Annotated in this window: 30 protein-coding genes; 22 read left to right on the forward strand and 8 right to left on the reverse strand. The window is 35.4% G+C overall.

The features are described 5' to 3' along the window. Nucleotides 1-60 precede the first annotated feature (60 nt). The 5 genes from tsaD to NCE97_RS05715 all read left to right on the forward strand — a co-directional run bounded on the left by tsaD (nt 61) and on the right by NCE97_RS05715 (nt 3,288). Nucleotides 61-1,083, forward strand: coding sequence for a tRNA (adenosine(37)-N6)-threonylcarbamoyltransferase complex transferase subunit TsaD (tsaD, locus tag NCE97_RS05695; protein WP_353777980.1), 1,023 nt, complete (start codon nt 61-63; stop codon nt 1,081-1,083). Between the two features lie 3 nt (nt 1,084-1,086). Beyond that, a complete protein-coding gene (locus NCE97_RS05700) occupies nt 1,087-1,554 on the forward strand; it encodes a hypothetical protein (RefSeq protein ID WP_353777981.1) in 468 nt (155 codons plus the stop codon). Continuing rightward, nucleotides 1,520-1,849, forward strand: coding sequence for a TfoX/Sxy family protein (locus tag NCE97_RS05705; RefSeq protein ID WP_353777982.1), 330 nt, complete (start codon nt 1,520-1,522; stop codon nt 1,847-1,849). Before NCE97_RS05700 ends, NCE97_RS05705 begins: the two co-directional genes overlap by 35 nt. A 95-nt stretch (nt 1,850-1,944) precedes the next feature. After that, a complete protein-coding gene (locus tag NCE97_RS05710; protein WP_353777983.1) occupies nt 1,945-2,580 on the forward strand; it encodes a peptidylprolyl isomerase in 636 nt (211 codons plus the stop codon). Then, a complete protein-coding gene (locus NCE97_RS05715) occupies nt 2,581-3,288 on the forward strand; it encodes a 16S rRNA (uracil(1498)-N(3))-methyltransferase (RefSeq protein WP_353777984.1) in 708 nt (235 codons plus the stop codon). Here NCE97_RS05715 and NCE97_RS05720 read toward each other — a convergent pair. Further along, complete coding sequence (locus tag NCE97_RS05720) at nt 3,283-3,984, reverse strand: DUF1223 domain-containing protein (protein WP_353777985.1); 702 nt, start codon at nt 3,982-3,984, stop codon at nt 3,283-3,285. The two genes, NCE97_RS05715 and NCE97_RS05720, sit on opposite strands and share 6 nt — an antisense overlap. Before the next feature lie 51 nt (nt 3,985-4,035). On the opposite strand from NCE97_RS05720, the gene NCE97_RS05725 reads away from it, so the two are divergent. The 5 genes from NCE97_RS05725 (at nt 4,036) to NCE97_RS05745 (ending at nt 8,093) form a co-directional block, all read left to right on the forward strand. Further along, complete coding sequence (locus NCE97_RS05725) at nt 4,036-4,698, forward strand: DUF4159 domain-containing protein (protein WP_353777986.1); 663 nt, start codon at nt 4,036-4,038, stop codon at nt 4,696-4,698. 261 nt (nt 4,699-4,959) lie between these two features. Beyond that, nucleotides 4,960-5,295 carry a hypothetical protein gene (locus tag NCE97_RS05730; protein ID WP_353777987.1) on the forward strand — a complete coding sequence of 112 codons (336 nt, stop codon included), beginning with the start codon at nt 4,960-4,962 and terminating at the stop codon, nt 5,293-5,295. Continuing rightward, a complete protein-coding gene (locus tag NCE97_RS05735; protein WP_353777988.1) occupies nt 5,295-5,795 on the forward strand; it encodes a TrmH family RNA methyltransferase in 501 nt (166 codons plus the stop codon). Before NCE97_RS05730 ends, NCE97_RS05735 begins: the two co-directional genes overlap by 1 nt. A gap of 21 nt (nt 5,796-5,816) precedes the next feature. After that, nucleotides 5,817-6,905 carry an AI-2E family transporter gene (locus NCE97_RS05740; protein ID WP_353777989.1) on the forward strand — a complete coding sequence of 363 codons (1,089 nt, stop codon included), beginning with the start codon at nt 5,817-5,819 and terminating at the stop codon, nt 6,903-6,905. Between the two features lie 6 nt (nt 6,906-6,911). Further along, entirely contained in the window at nt 6,912-8,093 is a 1,182-nt protein-coding gene (locus tag NCE97_RS05745) for a THUMP-like domain-containing protein (protein ID WP_353777991.1), read from the forward strand. Here the strand turns inward: NCE97_RS05745 and NCE97_RS05750 are convergent. Together NCE97_RS05750 and NCE97_RS05755 are read right to left on the reverse strand one after the other, a co-directional pair. Then, nucleotides 8,080-8,487 (reverse strand): hypothetical protein, encoded by a 408-nt coding sequence (locus NCE97_RS05750; RefSeq protein WP_353777992.1) that lies wholly within the window; start codon nt 8,485-8,487, stop codon nt 8,080-8,082. The genes NCE97_RS05745 and NCE97_RS05750 overlap by 14 nt on opposite strands. A gap of 170 nt (nt 8,488-8,657) precedes the next feature. Next, nucleotides 8,658-9,041: a pyrophosphohydrolase domain-containing protein gene (locus NCE97_RS05755; protein ID WP_353777993.1), complete on the reverse strand. Its 384-nt coding sequence runs from the start codon at nt 9,039-9,041 to the stop codon at nt 8,658-8,660. Nucleotides 9,042-9,111: 70 nt separating this feature from the next. Here NCE97_RS05755 and NCE97_RS05760 point away from each other — a divergent pair, with 70 nt between their 5' ends. The 5 genes from NCE97_RS05760 (at nt 9,112) to NCE97_RS05780 (ending at nt 13,694) form a co-directional block, all read left to right on the forward strand. After that, complete coding sequence (locus tag NCE97_RS05760; RefSeq protein WP_353777994.1) at nt 9,112-9,297, forward strand: hypothetical protein; 186 nt, start codon at nt 9,112-9,114, stop codon at nt 9,295-9,297. Between the two features lie 486 nt (nt 9,298-9,783). Beyond that, on the forward strand, nt 9,784-10,848 hold the full coding sequence (locus NCE97_RS05765) for a chymotrypsin family serine protease (RefSeq protein WP_353777995.1): 1,065 nt from the start codon (nt 9,784-9,786) through the stop codon (nt 10,846-10,848). 16 nt (nt 10,849-10,864) lie between these two features. Beyond that, nucleotides 10,865-11,284, forward strand: a complete 420-nt coding sequence (locus tag NCE97_RS05770) for a hypothetical protein (RefSeq protein WP_353777996.1) — start codon at nt 10,865-10,867, stop codon at nt 11,282-11,284. A 164-nt stretch (nt 11,285-11,448) separates the two neighbouring features. Next, the gene (locus tag NCE97_RS05775; protein WP_353777997.1) at nt 11,449-13,077 is read left to right on the forward strand and encodes a sensor histidine kinase; all 1,629 of its coding nucleotides are present in this window, start codon (nt 11,449-11,451) and stop codon (nt 13,075-13,077) included. Then, nucleotides 13,074-13,694 (forward strand): response regulator, encoded by a 621-nt coding sequence (locus tag NCE97_RS05780; RefSeq protein WP_353777998.1) that lies wholly within the window; start codon nt 13,074-13,076, stop codon nt 13,692-13,694. The genes NCE97_RS05775 and NCE97_RS05780 overlap by 4 nt, the downstream gene beginning before the upstream one ends. Before the next feature lie 6 nt (nt 13,695-13,700). On the opposite strand, the gene NCE97_RS05785 is transcribed toward NCE97_RS05780, so the two are convergent. From NCE97_RS05785 to nadC, 3 genes are read right to left on the reverse strand one after another with little or no spacing between them, the layout of a single operon-like run. Then, the gene (locus tag NCE97_RS05785; RefSeq protein ID WP_353777999.1) at nt 13,701-14,126 is read right to left on the reverse strand and encodes a DUF2147 domain-containing protein; all 426 of its coding nucleotides are present in this window, start codon (nt 14,124-14,126) and stop codon (nt 13,701-13,703) included. Beyond that, nucleotides 14,126-15,061 carry a YihY/virulence factor BrkB family protein gene (locus tag NCE97_RS05790; protein WP_353778000.1) on the reverse strand — a complete coding sequence of 312 codons (936 nt, stop codon included), beginning with the start codon at nt 15,059-15,061 and terminating at the stop codon, nt 14,126-14,128. Before NCE97_RS05790 ends, NCE97_RS05785 begins: the two co-directional genes overlap by 1 nt. Before the next feature lie 2 nt (nt 15,062-15,063). Beyond that, nucleotides 15,064-15,921, reverse strand: coding sequence for a carboxylating nicotinate-nucleotide diphosphorylase (gene nadC, locus NCE97_RS05795; protein ID WP_353778001.1), 858 nt, complete (start codon nt 15,919-15,921; stop codon nt 15,064-15,066). A gap of 183 nt (nt 15,922-16,104) precedes the next feature. On the opposite strand from nadC, the gene rlmH reads away from it, so the two are divergent. After that, a complete protein-coding gene (gene rlmH / locus NCE97_RS05800) occupies nt 16,105-16,578 on the forward strand; it encodes a 23S rRNA (pseudouridine(1915)-N(3))-methyltransferase RlmH (protein ID WP_353778002.1) in 474 nt (157 codons plus the stop codon). Here rlmH and NCE97_RS05805 read toward each other — a convergent pair. Further along, the gene (locus NCE97_RS05805) at nt 16,541-16,954 is read right to left on the reverse strand and encodes an HXXEE domain-containing protein (protein WP_353778003.1); all 414 of its coding nucleotides are present in this window, start codon (nt 16,952-16,954) and stop codon (nt 16,541-16,543) included. The genes rlmH and NCE97_RS05805 overlap by 38 nt on opposite strands. A gap of 64 nt (nt 16,955-17,018) precedes the next feature. Here NCE97_RS05805 and NCE97_RS05810 point away from each other — a divergent pair, with 64 nt between their 5' ends. After that, entirely contained in the window at nt 17,019-17,417 is a 399-nt protein-coding gene (locus NCE97_RS05810) for a thiol-disulfide oxidoreductase DCC family protein (protein ID WP_353778004.1), read from the forward strand. A 25-nt stretch (nt 17,418-17,442) separates the two neighbouring features. Here the strand turns inward: NCE97_RS05810 and NCE97_RS05815 are convergent, their stop codons facing one another. Beyond that, nucleotides 17,443-19,887 carry a patatin-like phospholipase family protein gene (locus NCE97_RS05815; RefSeq protein WP_353778006.1) on the reverse strand — a complete coding sequence of 815 codons (2,445 nt, stop codon included), beginning with the start codon at nt 19,885-19,887 and terminating at the stop codon, nt 17,443-17,445. Between the two features lie 165 nt (nt 19,888-20,052). Here NCE97_RS05815 and NCE97_RS05820 point away from each other — a divergent pair, with 165 nt between their 5' ends. From NCE97_RS05820 to NCE97_RS05840, 5 genes are all read left to right on the forward strand, one after another. Then, complete coding sequence (locus tag NCE97_RS05820; protein ID WP_353778007.1) at nt 20,053-20,634, forward strand: non-canonical purine NTP diphosphatase; 582 nt, start codon at nt 20,053-20,055, stop codon at nt 20,632-20,634. Nucleotides 20,635-20,682: 48 nt separating this feature from the next. Further along, on the forward strand, nt 20,683-22,377 hold the full coding sequence (locus tag NCE97_RS05825) for a serine hydrolase domain-containing protein (RefSeq protein WP_353778008.1): 1,695 nt from the start codon (nt 20,683-20,685) through the stop codon (nt 22,375-22,377). A 22-nt stretch (nt 22,378-22,399) separates the two neighbouring features. Continuing rightward, on the forward strand, nt 22,400-22,861 hold the full coding sequence (locus tag NCE97_RS05830) for a phage tail protein (RefSeq protein ID WP_353778009.1): 462 nt from the start codon (nt 22,400-22,402) through the stop codon (nt 22,859-22,861). Between the two features lie 134 nt (nt 22,862-22,995). Next, nucleotides 22,996-23,610 carry a hypothetical protein gene (locus NCE97_RS05835; RefSeq protein WP_353778010.1) on the forward strand — a complete coding sequence of 205 codons (615 nt, stop codon included), beginning with the start codon at nt 22,996-22,998 and terminating at the stop codon, nt 23,608-23,610. A gap of 51 nt (nt 23,611-23,661) precedes the next feature. After that, on the forward strand, nt 23,662-24,411 hold the full coding sequence (locus NCE97_RS05840; protein ID WP_353778011.1) for a DUF2971 domain-containing protein: 750 nt from the start codon (nt 23,662-23,664) through the stop codon (nt 24,409-24,411). Nucleotides 24,412-24,496 lie beyond the last annotated feature (85 nt).

A 24,496-nucleotide genomic window follows, 5' to 3' on the forward strand; every position in this document is an offset into this window, starting at 1 on the left:
GACTGTGCCAGACGTTTGTATCGCTTCAAAATTAACAATTATTGTGCCTAAAACTCGTTAATGGTTTCAGAAAATGTTTACATCCTAGGGATTGAATCATCTTGCGACGATACAGCGGCTGCTGTATTATGTAACGGAAAGATTTTGAGCAATGTTGTAGCTAGCCAATCCATCCATGAAGAATATGGCGGTGTGGTACCCGAATTGGCTTCGAGAGCGCATCAGCAAAATATTGTTCCTGTAGTGCATCAAGCGCTTGCAAAAGCCAATATTGATAAGTCTCAATTACATGCTGTTGCCTTTACCAGAGGACCTGGTTTAATGGGTTCTTTGTTGGTGGGTACATCCTTTGCTAAATCTTTAGCATACGGACTTGGGATTCCATTGATAGATGTAAACCATATGCAGGCACACATCCTTGCTCATTATATAGATGAGGAAGGTTTTAGTAAACCACCATTTCCATTTTTGGCCATGACCATTTCTGGTGGCCACACACAAATCGTAAAAGTCAACAATTACTTTGACATGGATGTTATTGGTGAAACCATAGATGATGCTGTGGGTGAAGCTTATGATAAAAGTGGAAAGATTCTAGGTTTAGGTTATCCTGCTGGTCCAGAAATTGACAAACGTGCTGCCTTAGGAAATCCAAAGGCTTATAAATTTACCAAGCCAAAAGTTGATGGACTTAACTTTAGTTTTTCTGGATTGAAAACTGCGATACTCTATTTTGTACAGCGTGAAACTAAAGCCAATCCAAATTTTGTAACGGAAAACCTCAACGATATTTGTGCTTCAATTCAGTATACCATTATTGGCATTTTGATGGATAAGCTTAAGCTAGCTTCAAAAGAGACTGGCATTAAGCATATTGCTATTGGTGGTGGTGTTTCGGCTAACTCCGGAATTAGAGCTGCTTTAAAATCTGGTGAGCAAAAATTCGGTTGGTCAACGTACATTCCAAAGTTTGAATTCACGACAGACAATGCCGCTATGATTGCTATCGTTGGGTATTTAAAATATCTGGAAGGTGATTTCGCTGAGCAAAACGTCATGGCTTCGGCTAGATTAAAAATATAATACATGAGAAAATTAAAGGCGCATCATTGGTTTTGGATAACAACGGCATTTTTAGCACTTGTATGGATAACTAGGTATAATCCTGATGATGATACTGTTGTTAATGCAAATAACTCTTATTTTGTAGTCGATAATAACTCTATAATAGGGTTATTAATGTTCCTATATTTATCAGCAGGAGGAGTCTATTGGTTGCTTTACAGAACTGAAATTAGGTTAATACCTCTATTAACAAAGCTTCACGTATTTATAAGTGTAGCCTGCATTTTTGTTTATCACCTTGGAGTTAATTTTATAGATAAGCTTTCAACGAATAGTGATTTTCCTCTATTTGACGACACATCGGAAACCAATCAATTTGTAACTATTTTGGTAATAACTGGACTGAGTGTTCAGGTAGTATTTATTTTCAATATAATTTTCAGTCTTATTAAAGATGGCATACAACGAAAGCATCGCAAAGCGAATTAGAGAACAGCTAAAATTATTTCCTGAAGATTTTACCGAAAAGAAAATGTTTGGTGGTTTGTCTTTTTTGTATGAAGGCAAAATGACTGTAGGCATTATAAAAGGCGACTTAGCCGTGCGAGTCGTGGCTGCTAAAATGGATAGTGAATTAGCAAAACCTACCGTAAGACCTATGGATTTTACTAAGCGTCCAATGAAAGAATTCATCTATGTCTCCGAAGATGGATTTAAAACTGAAGCACAATTATTGCATTACATAGATTTAGGTCTGGAGCACGCAAAATCCAAACTCAAGTAGACGTTGTTAAAATGTCTGTTGATAACGTAATCAAAGGGCTTTAGAACGTTTCTCAAATTTCTGTTCATTTGTTTTGTTAACCATACCTATTTCTCATGAATCGAATTTTACTCACTATTCTACTTTGCGTTCCATTATTAGGCTTTTCACAATTAAAATTAGAAAAGGAACTAGATTCTATCAATACTGAAGCAGATGCTTCAAAATTTATTGAAACCAACAAGGCAGCTAAAGGCAAAATTATTGTATTCAATAAGGAAAAGCACAATACACGTCTGGCAGAAGATTTGTTTAAGCTTAGTACTGGCGGCAAAAAAGTCTATAAAACTGATTTTGAAAAAACGTATTACAAAGTCATAGAGAAGCAAAGTATTCCTTATTACAGAGTGAGTTATGTGTATTTGGATGGCAAACAAAAAACCATGGATGAGATTAACCTCACGCGCGAAAAAATCATTAGACGCTTTCATCAAGGCTATCGTTTTAAAGACCTAGCCAGATTATTCTCTATGGACCAAAATGCAAATAGAGGTGGCGATTTAGGATGGTTTACCAATGGAGAGACGCATCCAGATTTTGAAGCTGAAGTCTTAGACAATTCGCATGGTGTTAATGAGATTTTCACAATTGACATTCCTTCAAAGGATTGGTATTATGTTGTAGTAAAGACCCACGACACCAAAATGATTGATGAAATAAAAGTCCTAAAGATTACCGAACCCGTAAAATAAATGCAGCTTTTTTATAACCCAAATATATCTGATACCGATACCCAAATACTATTCCCTAAAGAAGAAAGCAGACATATCGTTAAGGTCTTGAGGAAATCCTCCGGAGATGTGCTGCTTATTACCAATGGAAAAGGCTGGCTGTTTGAAGCTAAAATCACTATGGCTGACCTTAAGCGTTGTACTGCCGAAATCGTTTCTAAAACCTACCATGAGAACCGAAACTATAAGCTTCACCTTGCAGTGGCACCAACTAAGATGAATGATCGCTATGAATGGTTTTTAGAGAAAGCTACTGAGATTGGTATAAATACCATTACGCCTATTATTTGTCAGAATTCCGAGCGAAAGGTGATTAAGAAAGAGCGTTTTGAAAAGATTATTCAATCCGCTATGAAGCAATCCTTACAGTATCATTTACCAACACTGAATGATGCTATCGCTTTTAAGTCTTTCTTGAATCAAAAGTTTGAAGGACAAACCTTTATTGCGCATTGCGAGGATACGGATCGAAAATCATTAAAGCAAGAATTAACAACCTCAGAAGAAATTATCATACTCATTGGCCCTGAAGGGGATTTCTCTTCGGAAGAAATTGCTCTAGCGCTACAAAAAGGATTTACAGCTGTAACTTTAGGAGATACAAGACTGCGAACAGAAACTGCAGCTATTGCTGCTTGTCACAGCGTCGCGTTTAGCAATCAATCATAAACGTTTTTGTACACCTGCTGTGATATCTAAGTCGTCTGTCTTGGTTACTAAAACTAAAGATAATTTGTCTTCAGGATTAACCAATTCTGGAATAATAATAGTGCCTTGACCTTCAGAAGTCTTCAAATCGAAAGATTGTTCAGCTACCACGATGTTAGAATTTTTCAATGTTCTGTTTCTATTTTCGCCACGCTTTACAGATGTTATGCGTTCTTCAATAACCAAAATAACACTAAGCATTCTGTCATCTGTAGCCCCTTCAACCTTATAATTAAAAGAGACAAGCTCTTCCTTTCGGCTTATATCATTTACACTGATACTATTAGAACTTGGTTTCGACAAATACGACTTCAGTTTGGCGTTCATTTTTTGCTTATTAGAACCAACAAAATGTTCTTTCCCGTTGATCACAACTTGTGGTGTATAAATTGAACTACTGTAAAACTTATTGCCATAATCGCGCTGCTTATTACTGAATGTAGACTTACTAAATGGATCTTTCCAGCCTATGTAATTCCAATAATCCACATGGTAACTGAGCCCTATGATGTTTTTGTTTCCTTTGTCTTTAACGACTGATTCCAAAAGCACATCTGCAGGTGGACAACTTGAGCAGCCTTGAGAGGTGAACAATTCTAAAACTACAACTGGCTCGTATGTATCTTTCTTAGGGGAAGAGAGAAGCAGGGGAATCATAAATATCGTTAAAAAGAAGGGCTTCATAGTAAACTTTTTTATTTTTGAATTATGACCTTTAGTTCGTCCATATTCAGAAATCTTACAGCTATTTTAATCTTTAGCTTTTGTTTAACAGCATCTGCTCAAGATTTGGCAATTGTAAAATACAAAGGTGGTGGTGATTGGTATAGTAACCCAACTGCGCTTCCCAATCTTATTGCGTTTTGCAATGACAACATCAATACCAGAATGAACCCAAGACCGCAAACTGTGGAGGTTGGCAGTATTGATATTTTTCAGTATCCAATGCTACATATGACGGGTCATGGGAATGTTTTTTTTAGTGATGAAGATGCTGAAAACCTAAGGAAATATTTGCTTTCTGGTGGTTTTCTACATATTGACGACAACTATGGGATGCAACCCTTTATCGTTAAAGAATTGAAGAAAGTGTTTCCTAATAAAGAACTTATCGAATTGCCTATATCTCACCCTATTTTTAGTAGTGCTTATGAGTTCTCTAATGGATTACCAAAAATTCACGAACACGATGGTAAAGCGCCTCAAGCTTTTGGTATTTTTGAAGAAGACCGTTTGATATTATTATTTACCTTTGAAAGTGATCTTGGCGATGGATGGGAAGATCCTGAAGTTCATAACGACCCTCAGGATGTCCGTGAAAAGGCACTTAGAATGGGGGCCAATATCGTGAAGTATGCGTTTGAGAATTAATCTTTGATATAGATTATGGGTTTAATTGTTTATTTGACTTTGTAATTATGAAATCAATTCCTTTAAAATATAAATTGGTTGCATCGATACTGGCTTTAGCTTTCATATCTCAATCTATGTCAGAAATCAATAGCCATACTTATACGGTTGGTCTTGATAGTTATCATTATACTCCTAGTTGCTTGGGTGGAGCATTTCCGAGCCACCTTGCAGCAAAATGCCACTTAAACCAGAAGGTTCATTTTTAACTTGAATTACTCTATGAAATTATATTACTATTGCAGTTCTAACTCTTGCCGAAAGGCAAATTCAATCACTGTAAAATCGAATAATCGATACGATTTGAAACAAGAAATAGGAGAAGAAATCAATGAGCGTTGTAAACATTGCGGCAATCATACTAAAAGGCACATTAACAGATTACATGCAAATCCAAGATATCTTTATATCATTCTGGGTCTTGTAATAGCAGTTATTGTTACACTGTTCTTGTGGAATTTGGGTTGGATCTCTACTTTAACTGGAAGTATTCCTATTGGAATATGGTTTTATGAAGATCAAAAAGCTAGTGCTTTCAATAAAGTAATGGTTGATTAATGCAACTAACCCACTACACTTCAAAATTTGAGCCTAAACAGTTTCCGATCAGATTGGTTTGCGACAATGTTACCAATGCGCCAAATATTGGTAGCCTCTTCAGAATAGCTGATGCCTTTGGTATATCGAAGTTGATACTTTGTGGCGCGTCAATTCCTTTGGGACGAAAGATGATGAAAACCTCTAGAGCTACAGAGAATTATGTAACTTATGAAATTCATGACAATGCTTTAGAAGTAGTACAAACTCTAAAGGATACTAATCATCAAATCATTGCTTTAGAAATTACAGAAGATAGCCTTCCGATTCACCAGTATCAATTTAACACTGAACACCCTATTACTTTGGTTATTGGGGATGAAAATTTTGGAGTTTCAGATTCTATTTTAAAACTTTCTGACGCGATTATTCATATCGAAATGTTTGGTCAAAACAGTAGCATGAATGTGGTTCAGGCAACAAATATTGCTTTATACGAAATGACTAAGCAATTGCTGTAAGCATTTTTTTATCTTTATCTCATGAATTCAAAAATCATTGCCAATGGTATCCTAAGAGCATTAGGAATCATTTTAGGGATAGCACTTCTACTCTATTTTCTGTACAAAATACAATCTGTAATCGTTTATATTGCTGTGGCTGCAGTTATAGCACTAATTGGGCGACCTATTGTGATGTTCCTAAGGCGAAAGCTTAAGTTTAGTAACATCATGGCTGTTATCACAACCATGGCAATTTTTATAGGGTTAATCATTGGACTTATCGGTTTGTTCATCCCTCTGATTGCTGAACAAGGACATAACTTGTCATTGCTAAATATCGATCAATTACAAGGTAATGTCGAATTGCTGTATCAGCAGATTATGGATTATTTTAACCTCAACCGAACCGATATTGAGCAGTCCTTAAAAGACTCGAAAGTGTGGTCTAATCTAGATTTTGGCGCGATTCCAAATTTCCTAAACTCTGTTGTTAGTGGCATTGGTAGTTTTAGCATTGGTTTGTTTTCGGTATTATTTATTTCTTTCTTTTTCCTGAAGGATAGCAAACTGTTTGAAAATGGTGTCCTCACTCTGATTCCAAAAGGAAAAGAAATGCGTTGGAAAGATTCCAATAATAAAATCAAAGATTTACTATCGCGTTACTTCGTAGGTTTGATTTTTCAAATACTTATCCTGTTTATCATCTACACTATTGTACTACTCATCTTCGGTATTAATAATGCGATTGTAATTGCTTTCTTATGTGCATTACTCAATTTGATTCCATACGTTGGTCCACTAGTGAGTGCTTTTTTAATGATTGTACTAACGATGTCCAGTAATCTTGGTGAAAGCTTTAGTGATGTTATTTTACCAAAAACCATTTATGTGATGATTGGTTTTGTAATTGCACAACTGGTCGATAACTTTTTGAGTCAGCCTATCATCTTTTCTAAAAGTGTAAAATCGCATCCACTAGAAATTTTCCTAGTTATCATTATCGCTGGGATTCTGTTTGGTATTGTAGGTATGGTTGTCGCTGTGCCTTGTTATACTGCTATTAAAGTTATTTTGAAAGAGTTCCTTTCGGAAAACAAGATTGTAAAAAAGCTCACGCAAGGACTTTAGTTATTTTTGAATTCATCGATTTTACATAAAGAAGTTCAAGAGTTCATAGACAATAATCTGAATGCAGATATTACGAAGTTACTCTTGAAGGGTATTCAATTTGAAGGTGTTTCTACCAAAGCACTTGTGGAACAGATTGAAGCCAAAAAACGTTCACAAAAGAAATTACCAACCTGGTTCTCTTCAAAAGGTATTTACTACCCCAATAAGCTAAATATAGAACAGACCTCTTCGGAAATAACTGCTAAATATAAATCTAGCTTAGTTTCAGGCAAATCAATTGTGGATATCACAGGAGGTTTCGGGATAGACTGTTTTTACTTTTCTAAACATATTGAATCTGTTACGCATTGTGAAATCAATGCTGACTTATCTGAAATCGTTACCCATAACTACAACGCTTTGGGTGTCAGTAATGTTGAAACCATTTCTTCAGATGGTATCAGTTATTTGAAAGAAACCGATAAAAAATTCGATTGGATTTATATTGACCCATCTAGGCGACATGATGTAAAAGGTAAGGTCTTCTTTCTCAGTGATTGCCTTCCTAATGTTCCTGAACATTTAGATCTATTGTTTGAACGTACTGATAATATATTGGTAAAGACTTCTCCGCTTTTAGATATTTCTTCTGGAATTAAAGAATTAAAACAAGTAAAAGCCATACATGTTGTAGCCGTCAATAATGAAGTAAAGGAACTCCTTTGGGTTCTAGAGAAAGATGTTTCAGAAGCAATAATGATTAAAACCATCAATATAAAAAAGGAAGCGGTATCTGAATTTGAATTTTTATATGATGCAGAAAAAGATGTGTCTGTTAACTACGATTTACCTCAGCAATATTTGTACGAACCTAATGCTGCCATCCTTAAAGCTGGCGCATTCAAATCCATAGCAAAAGCCTTTGATCTAAACAAATTACATGCTCATACCCATTTGTACAGCAGCAATATGCTTATAAGCTTTCCTGGTAGACGCTTCAAAATAGACAAAGTATTGCCTTTTAATAAAAAGCGCCTTAAATATGAAAGGATAAGTATGGTTAACATTGCGACTCGAAATTTCCCCGAGTCTGCCGAAAAAATTAAAAAACGTTTTCATCTAAAAGATGGAGGGAGAACCTTTCTCTTCTTTACAACAAACGTAAGGGGTGAAAAAATTATACTTGTTTGTTCTAAAGTTGAGTAGGTTGATCCGTATCCAACTGATAGTTTTCGTTTATGGTTACATGATAGGCCATACAAAGACCCATATTCATCGGAATGGCTTTATAAGATGATTCCGTTGAGATCACTACAGTAACTTGTCCTTCGGCAAAGAATTTCCAATCGGATTCCTCTCCTGGTTCTACTGCATAAGAATGATTTAACAGATTACCGTCTTCGTCAAAAATCTCCATGTCAACTGTGGTATCACTATCGTTAGTGATCATAGCTTTAGGATCATCTCCTGTACAATTGGTATCAAGTTGTTGTGTATTTTCTAAAGTTGGATCTTCGGTATCTACAGATTCTGTAGTACATCCAACAAAGGCAATAGATACTGCTATAAGCAGCATGCGTAGGCTGATTATTCGTTTCATTTTAGATTTGGGGTTTAAATGAAATTCTAAGACGAATATAGTAGAAAAGGCATTCCCAACCAAGAAAAAAATCGATAAAGTGATTGTTTTATTCGATGAATAGATGAACTACACACACAATATCTTGATTTTTAACTGATTACCGATAAGCTGTTTTTTGGAGAGATATTTTAGTTCAGGATGTTGGCTATATTGGGTTTAAAGTAGTTTGGTCCTTTGAGTACCTTTCCATCTTCACGGTAGATAGGCTCTCCATCTTCACCAAGTTTACTCATATTGCTTCTTTGAATTTCTTCGAAAACCTCTTCTATTTTGTGCTGTAAACCATGTTCAATAATAGTTCCACACAAAATATAAAGCATATCACCAAGTGCATCTGCAACTTCTACAAGATCATTGTTATTTGCAGCTTCTAGATATTCTTCATTTTCTTCTCGCATAAGTTTATAACGAAGCATATTTTTTTCTAAACCTAGGTCTGCTTTTGGGGTTTCTCTGTGTCCTATTTTGAAAGCTGTATGAAAAGCTTTTACCGCATTAATTTTGTCTTGCATCGATATTAACGTTTCCTTGTTTAAAATTGTGTTATTAAATCGTAAATTTACGCCCTAAAAATAACCAATTATGTTCACAAAGGGGCAGATCGCTTTTGGAATTTTATTCGCTATTGCCTTTATCGCTATCATTGCTTATATGTATCGAAAAGACTCTAAACTTCACAGAAAATACTACAAAGGTAGCATCTGGGTGCTTATAGGGTTTATTGGGTTTTTGCTCATGCTGGCTGCAATTAAGTTTGTGTTTATGTAGGCCTCAGAATTTTAACACATAATAATTTAGGAATTTAAACATAGTTGTTGTTATATAATAAAGAATGCTATGTTTGTTATTTATGTACTCCTTGGCTTAGTTTTCCTTAATGGCCTCTTAATGATTTTTAGTGTGAATAAAAATCGACACCCTTAGCTTTCACTGATATTATATTCTCCAAAAAAAAACCAATCAAAGGTTTGTGATTCCCTAGACTTAGGCTTATCTTAGAGATTCTCCTAATTACTTCTTAATTAAAAATACCCGATACTGGGTATGGTTTTACGTGTGTTTATCGTACAACTTTGTCGTATTAACTAATTGATCCAACCTTTATGAAAACATTAGTCTCATCAGTTTCCGTATTTCCATATAATATGGTTTCCTCCTCAACAGCAATATCATTAAAGCATATACTGAAAATTATGACAATAGTTCTGGCTTTTGGTTGTATTGTGTATTTGTATAATCCCTTAGTGTAGAGTTATGACTGAAAAACAAGCCAACAAGCGACTAAAAAAAAAGCATCATATTTATTTTAATAACTCTAACCAACAATTAATCACCAGATATGCCGCAGTTATTAAAAGAAGTAATGACGCAAAAATAAAAGATGATTTTTTCATAGAAATAGCATATAACACTGGAAAAAAAGTATATGACCCACCTATTATTAATAAGGATAATGTAAAGGATTGCAAAAATATTATAGATAGCCTATATATACCTAATGATTTTCGAAAAGATATTGAAAAAGGGGGGTTAGAAATTAACTTAATTGCCCCAGAAATAAAATATCAAAATAAAAATGTCCTTTCACAAAAGTTAAAAAGTGTTAACCAATTAAATTATAATCCCTACAGAATCAGAATTGACAAACTCACTGGAGGAATTAGTGTATTTGATGAAGAGGGCACATCTAGTAGTGGTACTATCGGGGCTTTTTTTAAAACAACCATTAATAATACTATCTATTTGCTATCAAATTACCATGTACTTTTATTTCAAAGTGGAGAAATTGGAGATAAAATAGTTCATTCAAGTAAGGCAGATGCTTCTTCTTTATTCAAAGAAAACGATAGTCAAGTAATAGGTGAAATTTTTTGGAAAAAAGATATTGAAGAAAATAAGATTAATATCATTGATGCTGCAGTTGCGAAGTTAAATAAAGGTATAACAGTAGATATTGGTAAATATACTAGATGTAAAGGCATAACTATGAAAGGTATTGCAAAACCAAAGTTAGGTATGAATGTTAAAAAATGTGGCAGAAGCACAGGGCTTACCTATGGAGAAATCAGATCTATCAATTGTACAGTAAATATAAGTAACACAAGGAACAAACCAGAACTGTATAGAAAGCAAATATTAACAACAAATATGTCTTTAGATGGAGACTCTGGTTCAATTTTAATCAACAATGAAGGATATGCAGTAGGGTTATTATTTGGAGGTGACAATTATACATTATCTGTAGCTAACAACATTAATACTGTTTTTAAGCATATAAGAAAAGATATTCCGGAATTCAAATTTTATAAATTCGTTTAACTAAAAATTAAAAATCATGGCACAAAAATGGCATACTGAAGATCTTGATCTTCCCTCTCAACAAGGCAAACAATTCTCTGTATATTTAAATGGTGCAGATGAAATCAAAGCAAAATTTACAGCTTGGGAAAATGATATAAGCCCAAAAGAAATTGAAATATTAACTACTGGAAGTTATCAAAGAAGGTTTGCATATGTAAAATACTGTGATGTATTAAACAGAATAGAAATTCATTATGTTGCAAATGAAGCCTTTACATCTAAAAAATTTCAAATTCTTGACCGAAAACCAGAATGTAAAATTGACCCTACATTAGTCATTGCATTAGTAGAATATCAAATGGGGACTCCAGATAATATGTTTGAATATTGCAAAAAAACTACAATTGGACATCCAGAACATAAAAAGGGTAGTATTATTGTGAGAAATCCTTAGTGTTCAACTTTCGAAAAAATATAAGAAAACTATTAATTCCAACAATTTATTTTATTGTTGGAATTTCTCATTGTCAAAATATAGATTTTTCCTCAGTAGTCAGTGCAATTGATAGTTCAAATATAAAAGGAGCCTTAGTTGAGCTAAAAAGACATGATACTACTATGATTACTATGAATGATAAAGCTACTTGGTTATACTATTACGGATTATGTAAATTCAAAACTGATCACCATGACTCAGCTTATAAACACGTGCTAAATTCAAAAATACTATTTAAAGAATTAAAAAGAGAAAAAGATATAGCCGATTGCAATATATTACTACTTAATATCTTGAGTCATCAAAATGATTTAGAATTTGAAAAAAGTAACATCCTTTCTGAGTTAGAAAATTATGCTTTTAAAGACAAGGACACCTTAGCACTTATATCGGTTTATCAAGAAATTGCAATTAATTACTTAGATAATAAAAAAAGTAGGGAGTCTTTAAAATATTTCAGAAAAATTATTTCCTTATATGAAATTCTCGGTGACAGCTTAGGTGTAGCCCATCATAACATGAATATTGGTACTGTCTACTATTCGAGTATAAAAAAACATGACTCTGCGCTTTTTTATGCAAAAAAGTCTGTTCCAATATTAATGAAACATAAAGATTATCAAAACCTTTCTTATAATTATAACAACCAAGGGCAATACTATAAAACTCTTAAAGAATATAAAAGTGCCATAGAATACTATAAAAAAGCAGATTCGTTAACACTAAAAGAGTTTAAAGTCAAAAGCAAAGTAATTTTTTACGAAAATATGTCTGAGGTATTTCTTCTAAGTGAAGATTACAAAAACGCAGCATTCTATCTAGACAAACTAAATATACTTAAAGACTCTATTAATGACACTAAACAAAATATTGCTATATCTGAAATCAAGGAACAATATGACAATGCAACTCTACGAGCCGAAAAAGCAGAAAGTGAAGCTAGCCGATTAGAAAGCGAAGCCAAGCGAATTCAAAACCGTAACCTTCTATTTAGTGCTTTAGGTTTAATCCTGTTCGGAAGTATTACATTCTACCTCATTCAAAAGAACACCAAACGCAAACAAAAACTAGCCGAACAAGAGAAGGAGCTTGAGACACAGAAACTATCCACAGTACTGAAAGAACAGGAGCTAATGGCTATCGATGCCATGATTGAAGGGCAAGAAAAAGAACGTCAACGTATAGCCAATGACCTTCATGATGACCTAGGTGGACTTATGGCCACTGTAAAACTGCACTTTAATGCACTGAAGGATAAAAAGTCCCCAGAGCTTTATGACAAGACCAATATTTTGATCGATGAAGCTTATGAAAAAGTACGCTCTGTAGCTCATGCTAAAAACTCTGGTGTAATTGCCAAACAAGGTTTATTAAAGGCAGTCAGCAATATGGCTGAGAAAATTTCAGCATCAAATAAAATCTCAATAAACGTCCTAGATCATGGATTAGAGAACCGCTTAGAAAATAGTCTGGAGCTCACTATATTTAGGATTATACAAGAACTGATTACTAACGTTATCAAACATGCTGATGCTTCAGAAGCAAGTATTCATATCACTAACCATGAGGATAGCCTAAACATTATGATAGAAGACAATGGAAAAGGCTTCAATCCTAGTCAGATTACCAAAACCAAAAAAGGCATGGGTATCAGTAGCATTGATAAGCGTGTAGAGCACCTCAACGGAACTATGACCATAGAATCCGAACCCAACAAAGGCACTAACATAATCATTGACATTCCATTATGATACGATTAGCAGTAGCAGAAGACCACCAAGCGTTGATTGACGGCGTTAAATTATTACTCGAGTATGAAGACGATATTTCTATTGTAGGCACAGTAAATGATGGAGAGGCACTATTGGATTTGGTACGCTTAAAACGTCCTAATGTTGTAATTACCGACATACGAATGCCAAAAATGGATGGCATTTCTGTAACTAAAATTATTAAAAAAGAACATCCAGAAATTAAGGTTTTGGCATTTACGATGTTCGATCAAGCGGAAGCCGTTGACAAAATGTTAGAAGCTGGAGCTTCGGGTTATATCTTGAAAAATTCCCCTTTGAATGAAGTTCTCAATGCGATTCAATCGGTATACAAAGGTGAGCAGTATTTTGATGCTAATATTAATGTTGAAGCCAAATCGAATAGCAATTCCAAAAAGAAAGGTGTGCTTACCAAACGTCAGATAGAGATTCTGGGATTAATAGCTCAAGGCAAAACATCGAGAGAGATTGGAGATGAATTATTCATCGGAGTGCATACAGTGGATACGCATCGTAAAAACATGATTCGTATTCTAGGCTTGAAAGGTAAAGGTGAACTACTGCGCTATGCTTTGGATAAAAAATATAAGTTCTAAGATTGTTTACGATTTTATGCGTTGCCAGTACTGCGTAGCATACAAGAAAGCAACATATCCTCTAACTTGAAGCACATCCGGATCATCCGTGAGACCTATACGACATCTAAACTTCTTACCATGCTCTGGATCGAAGATGGTTCCTTTTTTATAATACTTACCATCTTTTATCATATTCTTTATAAGCACTAATCCCAAAACAGGTTGATTTCTTTCGTCTCCTTCACACTTTTCACACAAAGCATCTTTATGTTCAGGATTGAGGATTTCTACAATCTTGCCAAATACTTTTCCTTCCTCTTCATAGATTTCAACAATAGACTTTGCTTCGCCAGATTGTCCGTCAATAGTTCTCCATTTTCCAAAAATGGTTTGGGAAGACACAGAAGCAGAAATCAAAAAAACCAATATAAATGCACCAAAATGTTTCATTATGATTGTATTTTCTTTTTTAAACGGTTTAATGATGCATTTAGTTCGTAACCCAGCAATAAAATATTGGCATTTAACCATAAGTAGAACATCAAAATCAGTAATGCTCCAATAGATCCATAAAGCTCATTGTACTGCGAAAAATTCTCTATATACACACCAAACAAGTAAGAGGTCAACATAATCAGCAATGTGGTTAGCAATGCACCAACGGAGAAAAATCTAGAATGACGTCCTTCTCGTGTTCCAAAGTAATACAGTGTTGCTGTAGCCATATATACCATGATTATAAAAAACAAATACTTGCCTAGGTTAATCCAAAATGCGTTTTCTGCTTGGTCGTTATGACCCATAGATTCTAACACACCTTCTATGACATAAATTTGAAAATATCCAAAAACGGCTACTGTGGTAATCAGCAAAAGAGCCAATATCAAAGCCACACCAAGTGCATATAAGTACTGCCTAAAGACATTTCTGGTGAGTTGTTCGTGATACGAATTTTCAAAACCTGAAAACACGGCATTCACGCCATTAGCCATAAGAAAAATAGAGAGCAGAAACACAGAAGAGATCAATCCGCCTCTGCCCGTATTTATGTTTTCAAAAATATTCTGGAAAAAGAAGTCAGATGTATTGGGAGGCAAAAACGACTCTAGAAACATTAAAAATTCCTCTCTAAATCCTTCAATAGGAATATGCGGAATCACAATGAGGGTAAATAACAAAAACGGAAAAATCGCCATGAAGAAACTAAATGCGATGGCTCCTGCCCTAGCCGTTAAAGCACCTTTAACGATTCCAATAATATAAATCTCTAACAAATCATAGATAGATAAACCTTCGAAACCTGGTAGTTTAATTTGCTTTAAAAACTTAACCAGCAAATTAACTATCGGAATTTTTTCGAGTTTCTCTTCTATCGATGTATTCATTATTATACGGCTTTAAGACTCAAATCCATATTGTACACCGAATGTGTCAATGCACCCGAAGAAATATAATCTACACCACAAAGCGCATAGTCTCTAACCGTATTTTCATTGATACCCCCAGAGCTTTCTGTAAGGCACTTATCACCTATCATCGCCACAGCTGTCTTGGTATCCTCATAATTAAAATTATCGATTAGAATTCTGTAAATCCCATCACTCTGTAAAATCTCTTCAATCTCCTTAAGATCTCTAGCTTCAACAATAATTTTAAGGTCTCTGTTAGTATCCTCTAAGTACTGTTTAGTCATGTCAATAGCCTTGGTAATTCCTCCGGCAAAATCAATGTGGTTATCCTTTAGCATTATCATGTCGTAGAGTGCAAAACGGTGGTTCTCTCCACCGCCGATTTTTACAGCCCACTTTTCGAGTGCTCGAATACCAGGAGTGGTTTTTCGTGTATCTAATATTTTAGTTCCAGTACCTTCAAGCAAATCGACAAATTTTCTGGTTTTAGTGGCAATAGCACTCATGCGTTGCATTGCATTAAGTACCAAACGCTCTGCTTTCAAAATAGATTGTGAAGCCCCTTCAACATAAAACACAATATCACCATAGCTCACTTTGCTCCCATCTTCAATCAAGGTTTCGACAGTCATATCTTCATCTACATAAGCAAACACTTGTTTAGCAAATTCTACGCCAGCGATAATCCCTTCATCCTTTACTAAAAGCTTAGCCTTACCTTTCGCTGAAGCAGGAATACAAGCTAAAGAACTGTGATCGCCATCGCCTACATCTTCTCTAATTGCATTACTGATAATACCATCTATTTCTATATCGAATTGTTCTTGTGAAATCATGTATTGAATATTTACTGCTAAAATAAGGATTTGATTTACGATATACGATTGACCATTTTAGAATTTTTGAGTTGTGCTTTTGGTTTAATAGCTTTGCTAAGCATTCCCTTATTGAGATGTCCCCTCGAGCGCAGTCGAGAGGTTATTAAAATAGGTCTCGACTGCGCTCGACCTGACAAAAACATGCAAATAAAACTTCTTGCCATAGGTAAAACAGATGACAAAAACCTGCAATCGTTAATCGACGATTACCAAAAACGTCTTGGGTATTATATAAAGTTTGATTTTGAAATTATTGCAGATATCAAAAATGCTAAAAGTTTGTCTGAAGCTCAGCAAAAACAGAAAGAAGGCGAGTTGATTTTAAGCAAAGTTACTAATTCGGACGCCTTGGTTTTATTGGATGAAAATGGTAAGCAAATGGATTCTGTAGCCTTTTCTAACTACCTCCAAAAATATATGAACTCTGGTATAAAGCGTTTGGTGTTTGTCATTGGTGGACCCTACGGGTTTTCGGAAGCTGTTTACCAGAAAGCACAAGGAAAATTATCCTTGTCGAAGATGACATTCTCACATCAAATGGTGCGACTGTTCTTTATTGAACAGTTGTATAGAGGCTTCACGATTTTAAGGAACGAGCCCTACCATCACAGATAGCCTTTATTAACAAAATGGCAACCAATAATAAGAATGGTGCAGTAATTACTCCTGGCGTATAACCTTTCTGTACAATCGTCCAGATTGGGTGACCAATGCCATTGACCAATTCAATAAAAATCCAAAATCCTAAAGGAAGTATTGCCAAGTTGTGATTTGTTCTTACTAAAAAGAGCCAACACAATATTCCCAAAACAAACAACCCAATATTGATGACCAAAAATCCAAAATGAAGGTCATCTGAAACTAAACTACAGACATAAGTTGCAGGCGGAAAATTATCCCAAAGCTTGCCTATATATTCTTCTATGGAATGAATAGCTTGGAGTATAACCAATGCTAAAAACAGGCGAGATACTTTAGGTGAATACGTCATTTTTTTGATGGTAATGAAATGAATCTCAATCTCTTTCGACTACAAGATAGTAAAATCAAAAGCCATGAAAACTCTAGACCAAAAAGACATTATCATTTTTGACGGCGAATGCAACCTCTGTAACGGTGTTGTTGGCTGGTTACTAAAATTTGCGCCTAAAGACATCTTTAGTTTTGTGCCATTTCAGTCTCCAAGAGGTCAAGAGTTATTGAAAACACATGGTTTCCCTACAGAATCTCTAGATACAGTTATCTTAATTGATGAGGCTGGAATCAAAACACATTCTGATGGTTTCTTACGAATCGTTTCTAAGATTCCAAAATGGCAACGTGTGGCTGCGCTGTTAGCTTTCATTCCTAGAATGATTAGAGATTACATCTACGTTACAGCATCTCGAAACCGTGTAAAATGGTTTGGTTCCTCTAACAGTTGCACAATCAATTTAAGCCCTAAAGCATCCTAGACCCTTCCTGTCCTTCACACAAATCTTAATAAATATGTCTGTGGAAAATATCCAGAATGTAATGAAGCAACGAAATCCTATTGTTCATTACTAGAACATTAAAATCTGGTAGAACGAAGTCTTTAGAACCTGGAGAATACACCACAAGATATACATGAGGATACTTTAGTAAAGTCTCTCGTAATGCAGTAAATAATGGTAATTCGCCCGATGCTACTGAATCTGGATGCGCTTTGATAACGATAAGATTATAACGCCCTAAATTGTTCTGATATTGAGGGATTTCATCTTTATGGTTTAATTCTTGAATTTCTGCACCTGCATAATCCACTAACTCCTTGATTAGTTTATCATAAGGATCGTTTTCCTCAAAATTCACATGTTCTCTTATCCACAATACAGGATACTTATTTAGAACTCGTATTGAGTTCATATCGAAACAATTCCTGATTAATGAAATACGAAGCAAGATGTTTTTAACGCCCTTTTCTACATTGGGTCTTAACGTTTCAGATTCATCCTGAATCTTCAATACACTGTTGTAAATATCTGCTGAGACTTTGTGCTTAGAAACATACTTATAATCCTTATCCTTACTGTACATAATAAAGTTTGGCGTTTCTTTATCGATCCAATAATTTACAGCGCTACTCGGTAATGCTATTTTATCCAGGAGTTCTTTAAGACCATCATCACCAATAACTTTAGAACGTTCTGTCATCCATTCTGCTTCAAAAAGCTTATCATAGTACAACGAGTCATAGATATCAGAAAACAGCTTACTCCTTGTCACTAAAGTAGATTTTGAAGAAATACTTTTTTGGTAGCTCACATAGTCAAAATCCATAATAAAGCGTGCGGCACTTTCAGCTCCAGCTCTAAACAATGCCTTTACTTTTTCTTCAGTCATCTGAAAATCCAGCCAATTAAAGCTATCGGTATCAATAACGGCTATGGAGTCATCACTCGCACTACTATTTTTATAAATCGCTTCATTATCTCTTATGACTCTAGCATTATCAAAACATTGCCCCAAAAGTCCCAATACGGAGCTCGTTTCTTTAGGCTTTATTCTATCTACACCCAATTTCACACCAATAGTAGTCACATGTTCGCTAGACACAGCTGGATCTACAGACGCTTCATCATTAGAAGGTGTTGGGTCAGTAAGCGGCAGTTCCGTAAAGACATCTATTGGGAAGTTGGACATAATACCGCCATCAACTAAAAATACACTTTGGGGAATAATGCCTTTATAATGACACCATTGATGCCATTTTAACCTCAGTATATTATATTCATCTACATCATCGCTATTAACCCAACTTAAGTCGAGCTGAACAGGTTCAAACAATAACGGAACAGACATTGAAGCACGCACCATCTTAGATGGGTTTACAGTATTTCGTTGTTCAAAATAAAGTTCTGCCATTGCAGGAAATATCACCTTAGTCTGCGTAGTAAGTTCAGCTGAAATAATTGCCAATTCTCCATGCTTTGCCAGAGATCTTTTCTGCAACGTAATGTCCTCTGCAGTACCTTGTTCCAAAACAGCTTCTTCATATTTTATCTTGAATAGTCGTTCCGCATTAAGCTGCAATTGTTTCTCAAGGCCTTCGAGCGTCATGGCAGTAATCACAATATTGTGCCTATGGCATATCAGCTTTACAACATTCATGAAGGCTTCTACACAATCTTCATGTGAATACTTAACTGAATCTTTTTCAAAGAAATCCAAAAGCTTTACTAAATGCGTGATGGCTTCCGATCTATCTGTGAAATCTTCACTCAAATCAAAATGACTAAGCTGAGAGACATATTCTTCATTTTTATACACATGGAATGAATCACTAATGCTACTAAAAAGCTTGACAAAGTCTGCTAAAGAAAATTCAACATTGCTACCATTCTTAAAGGTCTCCTTAAGCTCATCATAAATCTTCTCGTGCAATAAAATTTCATCCAGCCATTTCTCAAACTTCACACCTGGATTCATCCCTTTATTAGCTTTAATATCCCAGTAGTTATTGAGGATTATGGGATTGCTCAAAATTTTTAGAGCACTTTTCTTGCCTTTGGATGACACAAAATTGATAAATGCCTTGGCATCCTTTCCACCATCAATAAAATCCATAAAGTTCTTATTGATGAGATGTTTCAGTATACGTTCACTTTTTTCTTCATGAGGCTTACCAATGGCAGCCATAAGGAAAGAATTTATAGACCCAGCCGAAGTGCCTCCAAGCCCAAGAAACCGAATTCCCATTTTTTCAAATATGTATGTGAAGCCTGCTAAGGCGATACCTAGCATACCGCCTCCCTCTTGAACCAGATTGATATATTGATAGCGATTGTGATCCCAGAAATTGGACATAAAAAAGGGTTGCCCTTGATCCCTACGCTTTCCTTCCCACTCTTTGAGATCGTTTAGAATATCCCATACTTCTTCAGTAAATTTACTGACCTTCATAATACTGAAATTGATAATTATTAAACATAGTGCAGGACTTGAAGCTTTCAACTGACCTCCTCAACCCTACTAAGAAAAGCTATTAATTATGTTGGTAATAAGGGAATATGCTACAAGTTAAAAAATTATCCACAAAGTTTTATTTTTGAAGACCAAATAAATACGATGTCGTTACAACTAGTTTTTGCCACTAATAATCTCAATAAACTCAACGAAGTTCAGAAGCTGATTCCTGCCACTATTCAATTATTAAGTTTGAAGGATATCGGTTGCGAAGAAGACATTCCAGAAACGCAGCCTACTATTGAAGGTAATGCGATACAAAAAGCTGAGTATGTAAAAACCAACTATGGTTACGATTGCTTTGCAGATGATACTGGTTTAGAAGTTAACGCTCTTAATGGTGAACCAGGTGTGTATTCCGCACGTTATGCCGGACCACAACGCAATGCAGACGATAATATGAATAAGCTCTTACATGCGCTTGAAGACCAACACGATCGAAGTGCGCACTTTAAAACCGTAATTGCTTTGCACCTTAATGGTAAGCTTGAAACCTTTACAGGAATCTGTGAAGGCGACATCATTAAAGAAAAACGTGGCGATAAAGGTTTTGGTTACGATCCTATTTTTCAGCCAAAAGACTATAAGCAAACTTTTGCGGAAATGGATTTAGATTTGAAGAATCGAATCGGTCATCGTGGGAAAGCAGTACAATTACTGATTAGCTTTCTTAACACTCTATAAAACCCCATTCATTTCATTTTCATTAACTTAGTGTCAAATACTAATTCAATGAAATCAATCACACCCTCTCGCATTAATGCGCTTGTATTAATGCTATCCTTTTTTGCATTTACCTTAACAGCACAAGTCAAGACAAGCAAAGCCCTAGAACAAAAAATCGATAGCCTTTTTAGTAATTACGATGACATCAATAAACCTGGTGCTGCAGTAGCAGTTGTCAGCAATGGTGAGATTGTATTCAAAAAAGGATATGGTAGCGCCCAACTAGAATACAACATTCCGGTAACGCCTTCAACGGTGTTTCATATTGCTTCGGTATCCAAACAATTTACGGTATATGCGATATTGTTGTTGGAGCAGCAAGGTAAATTATCCTTCGACGATGATATACGAAAGCACATCCCAGAAGTTCCAGATTTTGGAACCACGATTACCTTAAGACATCTTGCAGCGCATACGAGTGGTATGCGCGACCAGTGGAGCTTGCTCAATTTGGCAGGATGGCGCTGGGATGATGTCATAACCAAAGAACATGTCATGAAATTGGTTGCCAAGCAAAAGGAACTGAACTTTCAACCAGGAGAAGAATATACCTATTGCAACACAGGGTTTACGCTGTTAGCCGAAGTCGTTGCTAGAGTTTCTGGAAAGTCTTTTGCGGAGTTCACTGAGGAGCATATGTTCAAACCGTTAAAGATGGATAAGACACTCTTTTACGACGACCACGAAAGGATTGTCAAAGACAGAGCCTACTCCTACTATATAGACGGTCTTATTTATAAAAAAAGCGTATTGAGTTACGCCAATGTTGGAGCCACTAGCCTATTCACAACTGTAGAAGATTTGGCATCATGGGCGATGCATCTTAACACTCCGAATGCGAGCGACAAAGCCATTGTAGAGAAAATGAACACACTCGCTGTGCTCAACAATGGCGATAATTTTGGAGGTGCTTATGGACAGTTTAGAAATACCTACAAAGGCCTTAACCAAATACAACACAGTGGTGGTGATGCTGGTTATCGCAGCTATTTGGGACGTTTCCCTGATCAGAATTTTGCAGTGATGGTCTTTAGTAATTTGGCGCAATCCAACCCAAGAAACCTATCGCTTCGCGTTGCTGATTTATATCTAGGCGATCAGCAGAAGGTAGAAGAAGACGGACCACGAAACCCTAAAGCCAGACCTGTAAGGTTTGTGACGCTGAGTAAAGAACAACTCAACCTGCACACGGGTGACTACTGGAATGAACCAAGTAGCTATGCCAGACGCATCTATGTAAAGAATGATACATTGATGTACTTCAGAGGTCCAGGTAACGAAAGTAAGTTAGCGCCAATTTCGGAAAACACCTATAAAATGCTAAATGTTGGTGTAGACCTTTTTGTGACTTTCAAAGGAAAGGCGGATAAAAAGACCATGGTCGTGGTTATTGATGATGGTGAGCCCATTATTTCTGAAGCCTTTACACCACCAAATTACGACACCGAAGGTCTCAAAGCCTTTGAAGGTACTTACCACAGTCCAGAGCTAAGTACATCGTATACGCTGGTTGTAAGAGACGGCAAACTCTATGGAACGCACAACAGGCATAGCGATTTTGAATTCCAAGTCCAAAAGGCTGATGTGTTTAGCATAAATGGTGATCTCGTTAAGTTTACACGCGATGGTAACAATAATCTCACAGGATTAACAGTGACCACTGGTCGTGTACGGAACTTGCGTTTTGATAAGGTGAATTAATACGAACCCAAAACACAACAATATGGCTGATGAAGGCAGTAAAGAAGGTGCAACTTGGCCGATGCCAAAGTTTCATTTTGAGGTCGATTTTGGAGATGGAATCCTGCTTGCCTTTAGCGAGGTCTCTGGCATGGATGTAGAAAACCAAATTATTGAATATCGCAAAAGCAATAGCCCTCAGTTTTCTACAGAAAAGATGCCTGGCATTGTGAAGTATGGTAACATCACCATGAAACGTGGTGTCTTTGTCAATGACAATACATTTTGGGACTGGCACAAAGAAATTACCATGAATATCATAAAGCGACGAACCGTGCTTATTAAACTACTCGACGAAAAAGGTAAGGTCACCATGCAATGGCAACTCGACAATGCCTGGCCAACAAAAATCACGTCTACGGACCTTAAGTCTGATGGTAATGAAGTCGCTGTAGACACCATAGAAATTGCCCATGAAAAATTGACGATTACGAATGGGAAGTAGGTTTTAAAATATACGTGTATATACGTATTGACTTCTTTTATGTAAAAAACTAACTTCGCTTAACGTTTGATAAACCAACATTAAAACGTTTTTTATCTGAGCGTTGTAGAGTAATTAAGAAAAACATAATTTGAATGTCAAATTGGATTGAAAATAACCCAACAAAGTCTATTGTAATTTATTCCATAACATTGGTTGCAGCTACTTTTGGAGTTTTATACTTCATTTTAATAGAAAATCAAGAAAATTTACATAGTACGGAGAAAGAAAATTTAAAAACTCAAATACAGACTTTAAATGAACGTATTGATTTATTACAATATGATAACGGTATATACATAGAGCAGAACAATAAACTAAAGGATTGGATAAAATCAAATCCTAATTCTTTTGAGTTCTTGGAAGAAAAAATTGAAAAATTAGAAAAATTAGTTTCTGAAATTGATACAACAAAATCCTCATTACCAGAATTAGTTAAATTAAAATATTATACCCAAAGTAACTTATTGTCTATTGGACAAGCTTTTCTTGATACCGAAACAGGAGCGTCTATTGGATTAAATGATATGAATGTAAACAGAACTGCAAGTGGAATAATAAATATTCCTGGTAAAGAAAATATTGAATTTAAAGCCGCTAAACCAGGAACACAATGGAGTTTTAAACAAAATGGATTTAAATATAGTTTGATTTTATTAGAGTTGAATTATGTTGGGAGTAAATATAGAGTGGCAGTAAAAAAAGAATAGTAACTTAAGAACAGTAACTAACGTTATACTAGACCGTTGTAAGCAATACGAATGAACCTCTACTACAAATATTTACCACCCGAAAGACTATCGTATCTCGACAACGAGTTATTAAGATATACTCAACCGATTGACCTAAACGACCCTTTTGAATGTTTACCAAAAAAGCCAACAGAAAAGGAATTAAGGGCTGTAATAAAAAAAGTATCGGAACTCTTACCGAAAAAGAGAATTCCTTTGAACGTAAATGCTGAAATATTAGAGCTTGAAAAAATGTATAGTGAAGCTTATGTAAAAGTAAATAATGATATTGGAATTTTATCCTTAACCAAAAACTGGAATAATACTTTGATGTGGGCGCACTATACTAATTCACATAAAGGTTTTTGCGTAGGATTTGACCCAAAAGATAAGTACTTCCATGACTATTTGAGTACAGATGGAGAAGAATCAAAAACAGTTAAAGAAGTGGTCTATTCGGATAAAAGAGTAGAAATACCAATGGAATTTGAAAAAAAAGCACTCGGGTTTGAACCTTTTATAACAAAATCAACGGATTGGAAATATGAAGAAGAAATTAGAATAATTTCTTCACTCAATCTGTCAGACAAAAAAATCGATGGTAATCCATTAGACATTCATCTATTTAAAGTACCACACAATTCAATTAAAGAAATAATAGCTGGAGCGAATATGAAAAAAAACAATGAGGATTTAATAAAAGACTTTTGTTCTAAAAACGGTATTCAGTTCTATAAATCAAAGATATCGGATGAACAATTCAATATGGAAAGAGAATAATAAAGTACTGCTCACAACATGTATAGCAAATTGCACCTTCTCAAAAACTACATTCCAAATAAAACCTTATCTTTGCGCCTTGAAA

It is taken from the genome of Winogradskyella sp. 3972H.M.0a.05 (genome assembly GCF_040493455.1).
In the GTDB taxonomy this organism is placed as follows: Bacteria; Bacteroidota; Bacteroidia; order Flavobacteriales; family Flavobacteriaceae; genus Microcosmobacter.